This window comes from Enterobacter cloacae complex sp. IR53041 (genome assembly GCF_049238285.1).
Taxonomy (GTDB): domain Bacteria; phylum Pseudomonadota; class Gammaproteobacteria; order Enterobacterales; family Enterobacteriaceae; genus Enterobacter; species Enterobacter roggenkampii.
The window spans coordinates 1-16464 of record NZ_JBMKHB010000004.1 but is presented as its reverse complement, the minus strand read 5'-3'; the positions used below and the strand labels follow the sequence as shown (position 1 = coordinate 16464).

The 16464-nt window shown below is 56.8% G+C and carries 17 protein-coding genes and 1 pseudogene; 13 read left to right on the top strand and 5 right to left on the bottom strand.

What is annotated here, in order from left to right:
- The first annotated feature begins 201 nt into the window (after positions 1 to 201).
- Positions 202 to 1443 carry a serine/threonine transporter SstT gene (gene sstT / locus ACOTXF_RS04090; protein WP_008503149.1) on the top strand — a complete coding sequence of 414 codons (1242 nt, stop codon included), beginning with the start codon at positions 202 to 204 and terminating at the stop codon, positions 1441 to 1443.
- A gap of 86 nt (positions 1444 to 1529) precedes the next feature.
- Here sstT and ACOTXF_RS04085 read toward each other — a convergent pair whose 3' ends face one another.
- On the bottom strand, positions 1530 to 3017 hold the full coding sequence (locus ACOTXF_RS04085) for a UxaA family hydrolase (protein ID WP_048961903.1): 1488 nt from the start codon (positions 3015 to 3017) through the stop codon (positions 1530 to 1532).
- Positions 3018 to 3034: 17 nt separating this feature from the next.
- Positions 3035 to 4447: a glucuronate isomerase gene (gene uxaC, locus ACOTXF_RS04080; RefSeq protein ID WP_047746852.1), complete on the bottom strand. Its 1413-nt coding sequence runs from the start codon at positions 4445 to 4447 to the stop codon at positions 3035 to 3037.
- A gap of 474 nt (positions 4448 to 4921) precedes the next feature.
- Here uxaC and ACOTXF_RS04075 point away from each other — a divergent pair, with 474 nt between their 5' ends.
- The 11 genes from ACOTXF_RS04075 (at position 4922) to ACOTXF_RS04025 (ending at position 12283) form a co-directional block, all read left to right on the top strand.
- Positions 4922 to 6220 carry an MFS transporter gene (locus ACOTXF_RS04075; RefSeq protein WP_008503146.1) on the top strand — a complete coding sequence of 433 codons (1299 nt, stop codon included), beginning with the start codon at positions 4922 to 4924 and terminating at the stop codon, positions 6218 to 6220.
- A gap of 179 nt (positions 6221 to 6399) precedes the next feature.
- A complete protein-coding gene (exuR, locus tag ACOTXF_RS04070) occupies positions 6400 to 7176 on the top strand; it encodes a transcriptional regulator ExuR (RefSeq protein WP_023309288.1) in 777 nt (258 codons plus the stop codon).
- Positions 7177 to 7520: 344 nt separating this feature from the next.
- Positions 7521 to 8183 carry a DedA family general envelope maintenance protein YqjA gene (gene yqjA, locus ACOTXF_RS04065; RefSeq protein WP_008503144.1) on the top strand — a complete coding sequence of 221 codons (663 nt, stop codon included), beginning with the start codon at positions 7521 to 7523 and terminating at the stop codon, positions 8181 to 8183.
- Between the two features lie 2 nt (positions 8184 to 8185).
- A complete protein-coding gene (mzrA, locus tag ACOTXF_RS04060; RefSeq protein WP_048962252.1) occupies positions 8186 to 8569 on the top strand; it encodes an EnvZ/OmpR regulon moderator MzrA in 384 nt (127 codons plus the stop codon).
- Positions 8570 to 8712: 143 nt separating this feature from the next.
- Entirely contained in the window at positions 8713 to 9081 is a 369-nt protein-coding gene (locus ACOTXF_RS04055; protein ID WP_008503142.1) for a DUF1090 domain-containing protein, read from the top strand.
- A 29-nt stretch (positions 9082 to 9110) separates the two neighbouring features.
- Positions 9111 to 9416 carry a DUF883 family protein gene (locus tag ACOTXF_RS04050; protein WP_008503141.1) on the top strand — a complete coding sequence of 102 codons (306 nt, stop codon included), beginning with the start codon at positions 9111 to 9113 and terminating at the stop codon, positions 9414 to 9416.
- A 1-nt stretch (position 9417) separates the two neighbouring features.
- Positions 9418 to 9816, top strand: coding sequence for a phage holin family protein (locus ACOTXF_RS04045; protein WP_014885329.1), 399 nt, complete (start codon positions 9418 to 9420; stop codon positions 9814 to 9816).
- Positions 9813 to 10109 carry a YqjK-like family protein gene (locus ACOTXF_RS04040; protein ID WP_008503139.1) on the top strand — a complete coding sequence of 99 codons (297 nt, stop codon included), beginning with the start codon at positions 9813 to 9815 and terminating at the stop codon, positions 10107 to 10109. The genes ACOTXF_RS04045 and ACOTXF_RS04040 overlap by 4 nt, the downstream gene beginning before the upstream one ends.
- A gap of 251 nt (positions 10110 to 10360) precedes the next feature.
- Entirely contained in the window at positions 10361 to 10753 is a 393-nt protein-coding gene (locus tag ACOTXF_RS04035) for a DoxX family protein (protein WP_232927262.1), read from the top strand.
- Between the two features lie 71 nt (positions 10754 to 10824).
- On the top strand, positions 10825 to 11811 hold the full coding sequence (locus ACOTXF_RS04030) for a glutathione S-transferase family protein (RefSeq protein ID WP_232927264.1): 987 nt from the start codon (positions 10825 to 10827) through the stop codon (positions 11809 to 11811).
- 106 nt (positions 11812 to 11917) lie between these two features.
- Positions 11918 to 12283, top strand: coding sequence for a DUF805 domain-containing protein (locus ACOTXF_RS04025; RefSeq protein WP_045334567.1), 366 nt, complete (start codon positions 11918 to 11920; stop codon positions 12281 to 12283).
- A gap of 41 nt (positions 12284 to 12324) precedes the next feature.
- Here ACOTXF_RS04025 and ACOTXF_RS04020 read toward each other — a convergent pair whose 3' ends face one another.
- A complete protein-coding gene (locus ACOTXF_RS04020) occupies positions 12325 to 13227 on the bottom strand; it encodes a LysR family transcriptional regulator (RefSeq protein ID WP_234115155.1) in 903 nt (300 codons plus the stop codon).
- Between the two features lie 104 nt (positions 13228 to 13331).
- Between ACOTXF_RS04020 and ACOTXF_RS04015 the strand changes: the two genes are divergently transcribed.
- The gene (locus ACOTXF_RS04015) at positions 13332 to 14033 is read left to right on the top strand and encodes a pirin family protein (RefSeq protein WP_023333544.1); all 702 of its coding nucleotides are present in this window, start codon (positions 13332 to 13334) and stop codon (positions 14031 to 14033) included.
- A 61-nt stretch (positions 14034 to 14094) separates the two neighbouring features.
- Here the strand turns inward: ACOTXF_RS04015 and ACOTXF_RS04010 are convergent, their stop codons facing one another.
- On the bottom strand, positions 14095 to 15396 hold the full coding sequence (locus ACOTXF_RS04010) for a serine dehydratase subunit alpha family protein (RefSeq protein ID WP_044597600.1): 1302 nt from the start codon (positions 15394 to 15396) through the stop codon (positions 14095 to 14097).
- A gap of 20 nt (positions 15397 to 15416) precedes the next feature.
- Positions 15417 to 16373, bottom strand: a pseudogene (locus ACOTXF_RS04005) (hypothetical protein); the annotation flags it as partial.
- Between the last annotated feature and the right edge of the window lie 91 nt (positions 16374 to 16464).

Here is a 16464-nt window from a genome sequence, read left to right as displayed (position 1 = left end):
CCGGGTAAGCGCAGCGCCACCCGGCACTTTCGTTAATCAATAGTTAAAAAACATGACGCAACACGTAAAATCCAGCATTTTACGCTTCCCTCCTTTCGCGCATTCCCTATACTCGACCAGGCAAACATTTACTTACATCCGGACATAAATGTGACTAAGAGCACATTCGGAATGGAACGCAATTTCACTCAGGAATAATGTATGAGCACACAATCGACGGGTCTTTTTGCGCGCCTGGCGCAGGGAAGTCTGGTTAAACAAATTCTGGTAGGACTGGTGCTGGGTATTCTGCTGGCCATGGTGTCAAAACCTGCTGCGGAAGCCACGGGGCTGCTCGGGACGCTGTTTGTGGGCGCCCTGAAAGCCGTCGCGCCGGTACTGGTTCTGATGCTGGTCATGGCATCGATTGCCAACCACCAGCACGGACAAAAAACCAACATTCGCCCTATTCTGTTCCTGTATCTTCTGGGAACCTTCTCTGCAGCCTTAACGGCCGTGGTGTTTAGCTTCCTGTTCCCGTCCACGCTGCACCTGACCAGCGCGGCCGGTGATATCACGCCGCCGTCCGGGATTGTGGAAGTCCTTCGCGGTCTGCTGATGAGCATGGTCTCTAACCCCATCACCGCGCTGATGAGCGGAAACTACATTGGCATCCTGGTCTGGGCGATTGGTCTGGGCTTCGCGCTGCGTCACGGCAACGAGACCACGAAAAACCTGGTCAACGATTTGTCCAACGCTGTCACCTTTATGGTGAAGCTGGTGATTCGCTTTGCGCCAATCGGTATTTTCGGCCTGGTCTCCTCTACGCTTGCAACCACCGGTTTTGACGCGCTGTGGGGCTACGCACAACTGCTGGTTGTGCTGGTCGGCTGTATGCTGCTGGTGGCGCTGGTGATCAACCCGCTGCTGGTGTTCTGGCAGATCCGCCGCAATCCGTATCCGCTGGTGCTGACCTGCCTGCGCGAGAGCGGCGTGTATGCCTTCTTCACCCGCAGCTCTGCGGCGAACATACCGGTGAACATGGCGCTGGCGGAGAAGCTGAACCTGGATCGCGATACCTATTCCGTGTCGATCCCACTGGGTGCGACCGTGAACATGGCGGGCGCAGCGATTACGATCACTGTACTGACCCTGGCGGCGGTGCATACGCTGGGTATTCCGGTGGATCTGCCAACCGCGCTGCTGCTGAGCGTGGTGGCATCGCTGTGTGCCTGCGGCGCATCCGGCGTGGCGGGCGGTTCGCTGCTGCTGATCCCGCTGGCGTGTAATATGTTCGGAATCCCGAACGAAATCGCCATGCAGGTGGTTGCCGTCGGCTTTATCATCGGCGTGCTGCAGGACTCCTGCGAAACCGCGCTGAACTCCTCTACCGACGTGCTGTTTACCGCGGCGGCCTGTCAGGCGGAAGACGCGCGTTTAGCGAAGAACGCCCTCCGCAGTTAAAAAGAAAAGCCCGGTGGCGGCTACGCCTTACCGGGCCTACAGGGTTTAGTAGGCCGGGTAAGCGCTAGCGCCACCCGACAAAGTACTTACAGCGTCACACCGCTCTTAAAGATTGCCAGCTCGCGGAAATCGTTCTTCTCGTTGCAGGTCTGCTTGCCGCTGGCAATTTCCACAATCGCGTCCACGAATTCCGTCAGCAGCTGCGGCATCGCCTTGCCGTGGATAAGCTGCCCGGCATCAAAGTCAATCCAGTGTTTTTTCTTCGCCGCCAGCTCGCTGTTGGTGGCGATTTTCACCGTCGGCACAAAACCGCCGTACGGCGTGCCGCGACCGGTGCTGAACAGCACCATATGGCAGCCGGCTCCCGCCAGCGCGCTGGTGGCGACCGCATCGTTACCGGGCGCGCTCAGCAGGTTCAGACCGTGCGTTTTCAGGCGCTCGCCATAGCGCAGAACGTCAACCACCTGGCTGGCGCCCGCTTTCTGGGTGCAGCCGAGGGATTTCTCCTCCAGCGTGGTGATCCCACCCGCTTTGTTACCCGGCGACGGGTTCTCATAAATGGGCTGATTGTGGGCAATGAAGTACTGCTTGAAGTCGTTCACCATGGTGACGGTTTTTTCAAACGTCTCCTCGTCGCGGCAGTGGCTCATCAGAATACGTTCCGCACCGAACATCTCCGGCACCTCGGTCAACACCGTCGTGCCGCCGTTGGCGATCACATAGTCCGAGAAGCGCCCCAGCATCGGGTTGGCGGTGATACCGGACAGGCCATCAGACCCGCCGCACTCCAGACCAAACTTCAGCTCGCTCAGCTTGCCCGGCTCGCGCTTGTCGTGGCGCATCACCTCATACAGCTGATGAAGCTGTTCGACGCCCGCTTCCACTTCGTCGTCCTGATGCTGGCACACCATAAAATGCACGCGCTCAGGATCGAACTCGCCCAGCGTGTCGCGGAAGGCGTCCACCTGATTGTTCTCGCAGCCCAGGCCAATCACCAGCACCGCGCCCGCGTTCGGGTGGCGCACCATGTTTTGCAGCATGGTTCGGGTGTTGATGTGGTCGTCACCCAGCTGGGAGCAGCCGTAGGTGTGGCTGAACAGATGCACGCCGTCAGTGCCTTCGGCATCGTTGGTCTCTTTCAGGAAGCGCGTCTGGATCTGACGCGCAATCCCGTTCACGCAGCCGACGGTCGGGAGGATCCACAGCTCGTTGCGGATCCCCACGTCGCCGTTTGCGCGGCGGTAGATCTGTACCTCACGATCCGCCGCCTGCTCTTGTGCCGCAGGTAAATCAGGTTGATAGCTGTACTCGTCCAGATCGCTCAGATTTGTGCGGGCGTTGTGGGAATGGATGTATTCACCCGGCGCAATATCCGCCAGCGCATGACCGATGGGCAGACCGTACTTCACCACGTTCTCCCCTTTGGCGATGGGGATCAGGGCAAACTTATGTCCACGTCCAACGGACTGGCGTAACGTCACCGACTGGTTGTCGAAGGTGACTTCCGTCCCTTCGGTTAAATCTGCCAGCGCGACGGCCACGTTATCCAGCGAATGGATTTTGATGTATTGCATATCAACCTCAAACGGCCCTAGTTCAGTTCAATGGCGAAGTAGTCACGCGCATTGTTAAAGCAGATGTTTTTCACCATGTCGCCCAGCAGCTGGATATCCGCCGGCGCTTCGCCTGCGTGCACCCAGCGGCCAATCATCTGGCACAGAATGCGGCGGAAGTATTCATGACGGGTATAGGACAGGAAGCTGCGGCTGTCGGTCAGCATGCCGACAAAGCGGCTCAGCAGGCCAAGCTGCGCCAGCTGCGTCATCTGACGCTCCATGCCGTCTTTCTGATCGTTGAACCACCAGCCGGAGCCGAACTGCATCTTGCCCGGCATCCCTTCGCCCTGGAAGTTGCCGATCATCGTGCCCAGCACTTCGTTATCGCGCGGGTTCAGGCAGTAGAGAATGGTTTTCGGCAGCAGGTTTTGTTCGTTCTGTTTGCTCAGCAGTTTTGACAGCTCTTCCGCCAGCGGACGGTCGTTGATGGAGTCAAAGCCCACGTCCGCACCCAGCAGTTTAAACTGGCGCTGGTTGTTATTGCGCAGCGCACCGATGTGGTACTGCTGTACCCAGCCGCGACGCGCGTATTCGGCACCGAGGAACACCAGTACCGCCGTTTTGAACTGCGCCACTTCGTGCTCGCTAAGCGATTCACCGGAGAGGCGACGCGCCAGAATACTGTCCAGCTCGGCCTCGTTTGATTCCGCAAACAGCACCACGTCCAGCGCGTGGTCAGAGACTTTACAGCCGTGCGCCGCGAAGTGATCCAGACGTTTGGTCAGCGCGGTTTGCAGATCGGCGAAACGACGGATGTCGGTATCGGACACTTCCGCCAGCTTCGCCATGTAGTCGTTGAACGTGGCCTGCTCAATGTTGAAGGCTTTGTCCGGGCGCCAGCTTGGCAGCACTTTGATATCAAAAGAGGTGTCTTTGGCGACAACGGCATGATGCTCCAGGGAGTCAATCGGATCGTCGGTGGTGCCGACCATCCTCACGTTCATCTGCTTCATGATGCCGCGCGCGGAGAAGTTATCCTGCGCCAGGAGCGCATTGCACTGGTCCCAGATTTCATCGGCGGTCGCTGGAGAGAGCAGTTTGCCGGTGATGCCAAACGGGCGACGCAGCTCAAGGTGCGTCCAGTGATAGAGCGGGTTACCGATGGTGTGCGGGACGGTCGCCGCCCAGGCGTCAAACTTCTCGCGATCGGTCGCATCGCCGGTGCACAGGCGCTCAGCCACGCCGTTGGTGCGCATCGCACGCCATTTGTAATGGTCACCCTTCAGCCAGATGTCATACAGGTTTTTGAAACGGTAATTTTCGGCAACCTGCTGCGGCGGCAGATGGCAGTGGTAGTCGAAAATCGGCTGATCTTTTGCATAGTCGTGGTACAGGCGGCGAGCAAATTCGGTATCTAACAGAAAATCGTCGGTCATAAACGGCGTCATTATCGTCTTCCTCATTACGGGAGCGTCAGAAAGCGTATGTTCATATGCTGCAAAGTTATCACACCAATTTCCATCATCCGACGTTTTTTTCGTGAGTGAGATCAATAAACGCAGACAAATACATTACCCAAATTGGGATAAATCCTTCTACAAGCCGCGCCAGTACTGGCTTGAAGCGACACGAATAATATCCCCACAAAGAATCATACATTTGTGATGTCACTCACCTTTTAAAGCTGTATGACAAGTTATCTTTTCGCCGTCGCAAACTATAAGCCGACGGAATGCATTCCTGGTGTCAGTTACACCAGATTTGACGGTACGGAAACCGACTTATGCAGATGACTTTTGGCAAGGTTCGGGCCGTTCCGGGACATTTCCCGGTTACGCCCCTCCCGTTACTGAACGGCTCCCGGCAACGGTCGAGCGGTTACCGTGTCCCGGCACGGCAATACTATAACGATGAGGTTTTACATGCGTAAAATTAAAGGGTTACGTTGGTACATGATCGCACTGGTGACGTTAGGCACCGTGCTGGGCTACCTGACGCGTAACACCGTCGCAGCCGCAGCGCCGACGTTAATGGAAGAGCTGCATATCTCCACGCAGCAATACTCCTACATCATTGCTGCCTATTCCGCGGCGTACACCATCATGCAGCCTGTTGCAGGCTACGTGCTGGATATCCTCGGTACCAAAATCGGCTATGCCTTCTTCGCCATCGCCTGGGCGGTGTTCTGCGGAGCCACCGCGCTGGCGGGCAGCTGGGGCGGCCTGGCGCTGGCGCGCGGCGCGGTCGGTGCGGCAGAAGCCGCGATGATCCCGGCGGGACTGAAGGCCAGTTCCGAGTGGTTCCCGGCAAAAGAGCGCTCTATTGCTGTCGGCTACTTCAACGTGGGTTCGTCCATCGGGGCGATGATTGCGCCGCCGCTGGTGGTGTGGGCTATCGTGATGCACAGCTGGCAGATGGCTTTCATCATTTCCGGCGTGCTGAGCTTCGCCTGGGCAATCGCGTGGCTGGTTTTCTATAAGCACCCGCGCGATCAGAAAAAACTCTCCGAAGAAGAACGCGAGTACATCATTGGTGGTCAGGAAGCGCAGCATCAGACCAACAACGGCAAAAAAATGACCGTCTGGCAGATCCTGGGCACCCGTCAGTTCTGGGGTATCGCCCTGCCGCGTTTCCTGGCGGAACCGGCCTGGGGGACCTTCAACGCGTGGATCCCACTGTTCATGTTTAAAGTCTACGGCTTTAACCTGAAAGAGATCGCGATGTTCGCCTGGATGCCGATGCTGTTCGCTGACCTGGGCTGTATCGTGGGCGGCTACCTGCCACCGCTGTTCCAGCGCTGGTTTGGCGTGAACCTGATCGTTTCCCGTAAGATGGTGGTCACCATGGGCGCACTGCTGATGATTGGCCCGGGCATGATCGGCCTGTTCACCAGCCCGTACGTGGCCATCGCCCTGCTGTGCATCGGTGGTTTTGCGCACCAGTCCCTGTCCGGCGCGCTGATTACGCTCTCGTCTGACGTCTTCGGTCGCAACGAAGTGGCCACCGCCAACGGCCTGACCGGGATGGCCGCCTGGACCGCGAGTACGATGTTCGCGCTGGTCGTCGGCGCGCTGGCGGATACCATCGGCTTCAGCCCGCTGTTTGCGGTACTGGCGGTCTTCGACCTGCTGGGCGCGGTGGTGATCTGGACGGTGCTGAAAAGCAAATCGGCAGAGGAGCTGGCAAAAGAGTCCCTCGGGAAACCGGCCACGCAGAGTTAGCCTTGCTGTGCCGGGTGGCGCTACGCTTACCCGGCCTACAAACCCGTAGGCCCGTGCAAGCGAAGCGCCGCCGGGCATTTAAAGGCCGCTCAGTAGCGGCTTTTTTAATGGCAAAATCTGGAGAGTGGCACGCAAAAGTGGTATAACAAATCATCTGCCGTACCCTGTCTGGAGCGCATATGGAAATCACCGAACCACGTCGTTTATATCAACAACTTGCTGCGGAGCTGAAAGATCGCATCGAGCAAGGTGTCTATCTTGTCGGTGATAAACTGCCCGCCGAGCGCTTTATCGCGGATGAAAAAAGCGTCAGCCGCACCGTGGTGCGTGAAGCGATCATCATGCTGGAAGTCGAAGGCTACGTTGAGGTACGCAAAGGCTCCGGCATTCACGTCATTTCCAATCTGCCGAAACACTCTCCCGTCGCGGACGAAAGTCTGGAATTCGCCAGCTATGGCCCGTTTGAGCTGCTCCAGGCTCGCCAGCTGATTGAAAGCAACATTGCCGAATTTGCGGCGACGCAGGTGACCAAGCAGGACATCATGAAGCTGATGGAAATCCAGGAGAATGCCCGCAAGGAAAAATGTTTCCGCGATTCAGAGTGGGATCTGCAGTTCCACGTTCAGGTCGCCCTGGCAACCCAAAACACGGCGCTGGCGGCAATCGTTGAGAAAATGTGGACTCAGCGCGTTCACAACCCGTACTGGAAAAAACTGCACGACCATATCGATTCCCGTACCGTCGACAACTGGTGTGACGATCACGATCAAATCCTTAAAGCGCTGATTCGTAAAGATCCGCACGCCGCTAAGCTGGCGATGTGGCAGCACCTGGAAAACACTAAGCAGATGCTGTTCAATGAAACCAGCGACGACTTCGAATTTAACGCTGACCGCTATCTTTTTGCCGATAATCCCGTTGTTCATCTCGATACGGCGTCCAGTGCCGCAAAATAGATGACCTTTCTGCCGGCAGGCGCTTCGCTGCGCCTTCCGGCGAACGTGGGTAAGCAAAACATATATAGTGTCAGCCTTTGTAAATCCCCTCGCTCACTTTCTGGGCTTACGCCAAAATCAACTCACGCCTGCAAATTCTGTGACGCAGAACGTTGGGCTTTGTTACAATTGGATTCACTTCGTTATTTTGTAAGTTAGTGCTTGCTAACCAGCCAATTAACAGGGAACAGTGTTGGCCACACCGCAATGTGTCCGCGAGCGACCATAATGAAATCACAACCATGTCGCCGTGCTGTTTGTCCCGGATAACAGGCATGACGTTAACCGATTTCCAGGAACACTGAATGGAACTTTTGACCCAACTACTGCATGCCCTCTGGGCGCAGGATTTTGAAACGCTGGCCAACCCTTCCATGATTGGCATGCTCTATTTTGTCTTGTTTATGATCCTGTTCCTTGAGAACGGCTTGCTGCCTGCTGCTTTCCTGCCCGGTGACAGTTTACTGGTGCTTGTCGGCGTGCTGTGCGCCAAAGGGGCGATGGCATTCCCGCAAACTATTTTGTTACTGACCGTCGCCGCGAGTCTCGGCTGCTGGGTCAGCTACATCCAGGGAAGATGGCTGGGCAATACCCGGATCGTCCAGAACTGGCTCTCGCACCTGCCTGCACATTATCACCAGCGGGCGCACCACCTTTTCCATAAGCACGGGCTTTCTGCGCTGCTGATTGGCCGCTTTATCGCCTTTGTACGCACCCTGTTGCCGACCATTGCCGGTCTGTCGGGGCTGAGCAGCGCGCGCTTCCAGTTCTTTAACTGGATGAGCGGCCTGCTGTGGGTACTGATTCTGACGACGCTCGGCTATGCGTTGGGGAAAACGCCAGTCTTTATGAAATATGAAGACCAGCTGATGTCCTGCCTGATGCTGCTGCCTGTGGTGCTGCTGGTCTTCGGTCTGATCGGCTCGCTGGTCGTCCTGTGGAAAAAGAAATACGGAGCCAGAGGCTAACGATGGCTATCTCACCGCTCGCCCTGCGCCGTTTTGCCTGCGCCGTGATAACACTGGTGGTGCTCAGCGCCATGCTGCTGGCATGGAGCGCGCTTTCGCACCAGGAATCCACGCTGGCCATTCGCCCGGTGAACCAGGGTGCCAGCGTGCCTGACGGTTTTTCTGTCTGGCACCATCTGGACGCGAACGGGATCCGCTTTAAAAGCATCACCCCGCAGGACGATGTTTTACTGATCAAGTTTGATTACCGTGCGCAAAGTGCCGCCGCAAAAGTGGTTCTCGACCGTACGCTGCCGCACGGGTATATCATCGCTCAGCAGGAAGATGACAGCCAGCCTGCTGCCTGGCTGTCGCTGATTCGCGATACGTCGCATCGGTTTGGATAATTACCAGGATTCCGAATCTTTTCACTCACTTTGGTGAATCCCCCGTTTACTTACTATGCTTAAGTACGCGGAGCACCCCTCGAATGTACTCCGCATAACTTTGGATAGCGGCTTACGCCGCAACACAATGGAAGGTTTCGATAATGAAATTCCGCATGACTCTGGCTCTGGCCCTTTTTTCTTTAAGCACAGCATCCTTCGCAAATTCTCTCTGTCAGGAGAAAGAACAGGATATTCAGCGTGAGATCGGTTATGCCGAAAAGCATAACAATCAGCACCGTGTTGATGGTCTTAAAAAAGCGCTGAGCGAAGTGAAAGCGAACTGTTCAGACAGCAAGCTGCGTGCCGACCATCAGAAGAAAATCGCTGAACAGAAGGACGAGATAGCCGAGCGCCGTCGCGACCTGCAGGAAGCGAAAGAGAAAGGGGATGCGGAAAAAATTGCTAAGCGCGAGAAGAAGTTGAAAGAAGCGCAGGATGACCTGAAAGCGCTGGAAGCTCGCGATTATTGAGTTAACGGAAATCTCAACAGGAGAGAATCATGTCAAAAGATACGACGTCTGAACATCTGCGCGCTGAACTGAAATCCCTGGCCGATACCCTGGAAGAGGTGCTGAACTCCTCTGCTGACAAGTCAAAAGAAGAGGTCAGCAAGCTGCGCAGCAAGGCGGAGCAGGCGCTGAAAGAGAGCCGCTATCGCCTGGGTGAAACCGGCGATGCGCTGGCAAAACAGACCCGCGAAGCGGCCGCGCGTGCGGACGAATACGTGCGTGATAATCCATGGACGGGTGTCGGAATTGGTGCCGCAGTCGGTGTGGTACTGGGTGTCCTGCTGACGCGTCGTTGATATGGAAGATCCTCGTCACGCACAAGGGCCTGCTAACAACGTCCTCGGCATCGGCCAGCGTATTTTGACGACGCTGGTCGGGATTGCCGAAACGCGCGTCCGGCTGGCAGTGGTCGAACTGGAGGAGGAGAAAGCGAACCTCTTCCAGATGCTGCTGATGCTTGGACTGACCATGCTCTTCGCCGCGTTTGGTCTGATGAGCCTGATGGTGTTAATCATCTGGGCCATTGACCCGCAGTATCGTCTTAACGCCATGATTGCCACGACCGTCGTTCTGCTGGTCGCGGCGCTGATTGGCGGCATATGGACGCTGCGTAAAGCGCGTAAGTCCACGTTCCTGCGCCATACGCGTCAGGAGCTGGCTAACGATCGCGCCCTGCTGGAGGATGACAAGCCGTGAGCGGTAAAGCCGAACGTCAAAAGCGAAAAGCGTACCTGCTAAGCCAGATCCAGCAGCAACGGCTGGATCTGTCGGCCAGCCGTCGCGACTGGATTGACGCGACGCGACGGTTTGACCGGGGCTGGAACACCTTCCTGAGCCTGCGTTCATGGGCGCTGGTCGGCAGCAGCGTGATGGCTATCTGGACGGTTCGTCATCCAAATATGCTCATCCGCTGGGCGCGCCGGGGTTTTGGTGCCTGGAGCGCCTGGCGTCTGGTGAAAGCCACGATCCGTCAGCAGCAATTACGCTAGCCTTCTCGCCGGGTGGCGGCTACGCCTTACCCGGCCTACTTACACGCGTAGGCCGGGTAAGCGCAGCGCCACCCGACAAAATCCTCCCCCTCCCTTACTCAATATCTTTGAAGAAGATTGACAGTTTTCCTTGCTAACAATCGCCCACCGTCACGTTTATGATGCTCTCCATCGACAGCAACGACGCGGTATCTACCCGGAATTGCAGACAAATAACGTTCAGCCGCTGATGTGGTTTCCTGGAGAGTAAAATGAAAAAATTAGAAGATGTTGGTGTACTGGTCGCGCGTATTCTGATGCCAATTCTGTTCATCGTGGCAGGTTGGGGAAAAATCACCGGTTATGCGGGTACCCAGCAGTATATGGAAGCCATGGGCGTTCCGGGGTTCCTGTTGCCACTGACCATTCTTCTTGAGTTCGGCGGCGGCCTGGCAGTGCTGTTCGGCTTCCTGACCCGCACCACCGCGCTGTTTACCGCAGGCTTCACCCTGCTGACCGCGCTCATCTTCCACAGCAACTTTGCGGAAGGCGTGAACTCACTGATGTTCATGAAAAACCTGACCATCGCGGGTGGCTTCCTGCTGCTGGCCGTCACTGGCCCGGGCGCATACAGCATCGACCGCGTTCTGAATAAGAAATGGTAAGCACGCTATACTGAATAAACACAAAGCGAGGAGACATCTCCTCGCTTTTGCTATCTGACGGAGGAGAAAAAATGGGACAACTCGTAGACGGCGTCTGGCAGGATGTCTGGTATGACACCAAATCCACCGGAGGTCGCTTTAAGCGCTCTGTTTCGGCCTTCCGTAACTGGCTGACCGCCGACGGCGCACCAGGCCCGAGCGGCGAAGGCGGCTTCGCGGCTGAGAAAGATCGTTATCATCTTTATGTTTCCCTCGCCTGCCCGTGGGCCCACCGCACGCTGATCGTGCGCAAGCTTAAAGGTCTCGAATCCTTCATTCCGGTTTCCGTGGTCAACCCGCTGATGCTGGAAAACGGCTGGACGTTTGACAGTGATTTCCCAGCGGCAACCGGCGACGATCTTTATCACCATGATTTCCTGTACCAGCTCTATCTGCGCGCCGATCCGCACTACACCGGGCGCGTGACCGTGCCGGTGCTGTGGGACAAGAAAAACCAGACGATTGTCAGCAATGAGTCTGCGGAAATCATCCGCATGTTCAATACCGCGTTTGACGCGCACGGCGCCCGTGCCGGAGATTACTATCCGGTTGAGCTGCGCGAGAAAATTGATGAGCTCAACGGCTGGATTTACGACAACGTCAATAACGGTGTCTATAAGGCCGGTTTCGCCACCAGCCAGGAAGCGTATGACGAAGCGGTCGGAAAGGTGTTTGAATCGCTGGAACGCCTGGAACAGATCCTGGGCCAGCATCGCTACCTGACGGGCGATCGCCTGACGGAAGCGGACATTCGCCTGTGGACCACGCTGGTTCGCTTTGATCCGGTCTATGTCACCCACTTTAAGTGCGACAAGCACCGCATCAGCGACTACCTGAACCTGCATGGTTTCCTGCGCGACATCTACCAGATGCCGGGCATCGCGGAGACGGTCGACTTCGACCATATTCGCACCCACTATTTCCGCAGCCACAAGACCATCAACCCGACGGGTATTATCTCCATTGGGCCGTGGCAGGATCTGGATGAACCGCACGGGCGCGACGTCCATTTTGGATAAATATTAAGGGCATCACCAGATGCCCTTTTTTAATTCACAATCTCCATCTATTCTTACCTCGATCGCTTAGAAAACAAGTGATTGACTGACTAATGAGGCAAGGAAAATGGACTGGTATTTAAAAGTACTGCGCAACTACATTGGATTTGGTGGCCGCGCCCGCCGCAAAGAGTACTGGATGTTCGTTCTGGTGAACTTCATCCTCATCATGGTGCTGGGTATTGTGGATAAAATTCTTGGCTGGGAGCGGGCTGGCGGTGAAGGCGTGCTGACCACCATTTATGGCCTGTTAGTCCTGCTGCCATCGTGGGCGGTATTGTTCCGTCGGCTGCACGACACCGATCGTTCAGCATGGTGGTTATTGCTGCTGTTGATCCCGATCGTGGGCTGGATCGTGATTCTTATCTTCAACTGCCAGAGCGGCACCCCAGGTGAAAACCGCTTTGGTCCGGATCCTAGGATCGTCGCGTAAATTACTGCCCGGTGGCGCTTACGCTTACCGGGCCTACTCGTTTATTTATTGTGGTGGGCGAAGAGTTTGGGTATTTCGCGCAGGCACCATGATTTGGCTTCGCCCATGCTGTCGCGACGCCACGCCATAATGATATCCACTTCGCTGGTGTACTCCGGACTCACGACCCGCAGCCGCCCTTCCGCAATATCTTTCTCCACAAACGGGTACGGCATCGTCGCCACGCCCAGACCGGCCAGCAGCGCCTGCCGTTTGTCTTCCAGGGAGGTCACCGTCAGACGTGGCTGTTTATCCAGCAGCTGCACCGTCAGCACCGGACGCGCGCGCGCGGTATCCGCGACCGCCACGCCGCGATATTTCACGCGCGTCACTTCAGAGAGCGGCTCCGGCTCCTGGTGAATCGGATGGTTGGGGGCGGCAACGTAGACGTTCATGACGCTGTAGAGTTTGCGCGAGTTGATTTCTGACGATGAGCGGAAGTGCATGTCCGGCGCAATAACGATATCTGCCCTGCCCGTCTCCAGACGTTCCCACGCCCCTGCCAGCACCTCGGTGATGATCGACAGCTGCGTATTGGCCTTCGCCGCCAGGCGGTCCACCAGTGGAAACAGCGCTTCGGTCGGCACCAGCGCTTCGGTCACGAGCGTCAGATGGGTTTCCCAACCGCGCGCCAGCGCTTCGGCGTCGGTCGTCAGCTTATCCGCCGCTTCCAGCAGCACGCGGCCGCGCTCCAGCAGCATTCGGCCGACATTGGTGAATTTTGTTCGATGACCGGAGCGGTCAAAAAGCACCACGTCCAGCTCTTCCTCCAGCTTCTGCATGGTGTAGCTCAGCGCAGACGGAACGCGCCCCAGTTCATCGGCCGCCGCCGCAAAACTGCCGCGTCGGTCAATCGCGTCCATGACGCGAAGCGCCTCAAGCGTCAATGCTCTCTCTTTAGCCATCTCGTTCTCATTCAGGAAATTTGAACATACCAGGCAGAATATCTGGCTAACAATGAAGCGTCCATACCTTTACCATTGTTTTAGTGTAAAGAGAGGTCAAGTTTATGATTACGACAAGAACAGCTAAACAGTGCGGACAAGCCGATTTCGGTTGGCTGCAGGCCCGCTACACCTTTTCCTTTGGACACTACTTTGACCCTAAACTCCTCGGTTACGCTTCACTGCGCGTGTTGAACCAGGAAGTGCTCGCCCCGGGCGCCTCCTTCCAGCCGCGTACGTACCCGAAAGTCGATATCCTGAACCTGATCCTGGAAGGCGAGGCAGAATACCGCGATAGCGAGGGCAATCATGTCCAGGCAAAGGCTGGCGAAGCGCTGTTAATTTCCACGCAGCCGGGCATCAGCTACAGCGAGCATAACCTCAGCAAAGACAAAACGCTGACCCGCATGCAGCTGTGGCTCGACGCCTGCCCTGAGCGGGAAAATCCGCTGGTACAGAAGTTAGATTTAACGGGCGATAAGCAACAGCTGATTGCATCCCCTGATGGCAGTAAAGAGAGCCTGCAGCTGCGTCAGCAGGTGTGGCTGCACCATATCGAGCTGAAGAAAGGTGAGCAGGCAAGCTTCCAGCTTCACGGCCCGCGCGCCTATCTGCAGTCGATTCACGGTACGGTGCATGCGGTGACGCACACGGAAGAGAAAGAGGCGCTCACCTGCGGCGACGGCGCGTTTATTCGTGATGAAGCGAATATTACCCTGGTGGCGGATACGCCGCTGCGCGCGCTGCTGATTGATTTGCCGGTTTAAAGAACGCCCTCACCCTAACCCTCTCCCACTGGGAGAGGGAACCGATAGAGCCCTGAACTCGCTACACCTTACTCGCCATGATCTCAATAATCTGCCGGTCCGTTGCCTGCATCGAGCGGCACGCCAGTGCGCACAGGTTCGCGATCGACTGCTCCACATCGTGCGCGACAATCCCCTCGTTGCCCGTCACGCCCGACTCATCCAGCGCCATCATCACCGCTTTCCAGGCGCTGCTGACGCTGGTGGAAACCTTCATGGCGCAGCTGTTTGACGCCCCGTCGCAAATCATCCCGCTGACGTCACCGATCATACTGCCGATCGCCATTGCGATGGTCCGATAACGGCCCCCCATCAGCCACGCCATGCCCGCCGCAGCGCCCATCGCCGCCGTTGTCGCCGCACACAGTGCGGACAGGCGCGGAAGCTGATAATGGATATAGATCGCCGACAGATGCGACAGCATCAGCGCCCGCGCCAGCCGTTCGTCACCGGCCTGAAGGTGCTCAGCCACAACAACGACGGGCATGGTGGCGGTGATCCCCTGGTTACCGGAGCCCGAATTGCTCATCGCCGGCAGCGTTGCGCCCCCCATCCGGGCATCCGAGGCGGCGCTGGTGCGAATAACAATGTCTGAACCCAGATCCTGCGCCAGCCATCCGCGCGAGCGCTGCTTCTCAAGCGTTGCGCCAATATGCAGCCCCCACTTCCCGCGGAGCCCTTCGCGGGAGAGCGCATCGTTCAGTTGCCCTGCTTCCAGAATGAAGCGAATGGCCTCATACGGCACCTGCTCGACAAATTCCAGGATCTGCGACAGCGTAGCGTGCGACAGTACCGCCAGCGGGTCGTCATCCACCTCGGTCACGGGCTTATCCAGCGTAAAGCGCGTTTCCCCCTGGCAAACCACTTCCACCACCCGGGTATGCCCGCCCGCGATGGTCACCATTGCCGAGAGTTCCCCGGCATAAACGCAGGCGCGGGAATAGAGGATCTCATCGCAGGGCTCCTGCAGTTTTACCTGCACTTGCCCTGCCTCAAGCAGGGCTTTGGCGCGGACCAGTGCATCAGCTGTGGCATCTTTCAACACCTCCAGTCCGGCGTGCGCATTACCGCCAATTGCGCCCAGCGCCGCCGCAATCGGTAATCCGACCATGCCGGTACCCGGTACCGTCACGCCCAGCCCGTTTTTCATCAGGTTCGGCGAGACCCACGCCTCAATCCGTGTGACCTCCCCCGGCAGAAGGTCTGCGGCAGTCGCACAGGCCAGTGCCAGAGAGACGGGTTCGGTGCACCCAAGGGCAGGCTTCACTTCTTCCTGCACCGCGCGAATAAATTGATTCCATAAAGGATGAATTTGCTCAGACATCGTTACGACCTTAATTACCCTCAGGAGAATGCGAGGAAAGGAGAAACACAAAGCAGCAGTCCGGTAATAACAATAATCACCAGCGATACGCCTTTATATTTATGCAGCGCCGGTACCTTGTAGACCAGCCATGCCGGGATCAGACAGCCCACCATGCCGAAGATGGGGCTGCAAATGGAGGTGAAGCTCAACACCGGCGCGTTCAGGACTATCGCGCTCCAGGCCAGCAGAATGGCGAACAGCATAATCCCGCGCTGGACGGCGTTTTCATTGATTCTTTCTGCCGGCATTTTGCGGCGCAGGATGTTCATGACGATACCCTGCGTGGCCTCGCGGAAGCCGAGGTAGACGCCGAAGAATGCGGTCATCACGGCGAAGATATTGAGGATCACGCTGACGATTTTGACCCAGCCCGCGCCGTCGCCGCTGATAAACTGCGCCGCAATCGCCAGGGCAGAGATATTCTGCTCGTAGGCTTTGACCGCCTCATCGTGCCCCATCGCCAGGGTGAAAGAGACGGCATAGAAGAAGACCGTCACAAACAGGACGCCAAAAGCAATGTTCATTGCCCGGAGCGCCTTATGACGCGCCACCTCCACCGATTTTTCACGTGAACGGTACGAGATCACCATCGGGCTCAGGGTCTGAATAAAGAGAATGGAGGTTAAGGTAAAGGGCAGCGTAATGATGGCGTTTTTAATCAGCAGCCCCAGCGGCGGCAGCATGCCCACGTTGGCTAAATGCCAGAGGCCGATCATCGACAGGCCCAGCGCGGCAACTACGAATAATTTGGTCAGCACCATCAGGCTGGACACTTTAAACAGCAGCTTTTCACCGCGTGAAGAAATCGCGACCAGAATGCAAATCAGGAATAAACCGTAGAACGGATTTTCCGAGAGCAAACCGTCGGTCACGCCGAAGGTGTGCAAATACGAGGCGCTGTCGTTGGTAATGGCCGTGGAATAGACAAACAGGTAATGGTGCCAACTTACTGATTTAGTGTATGATGGTGTTTTTGAGGTGCTCCAGTGGCTTCTGTTTCTATCAGTTGTCCCTCCTGCTCAGCTA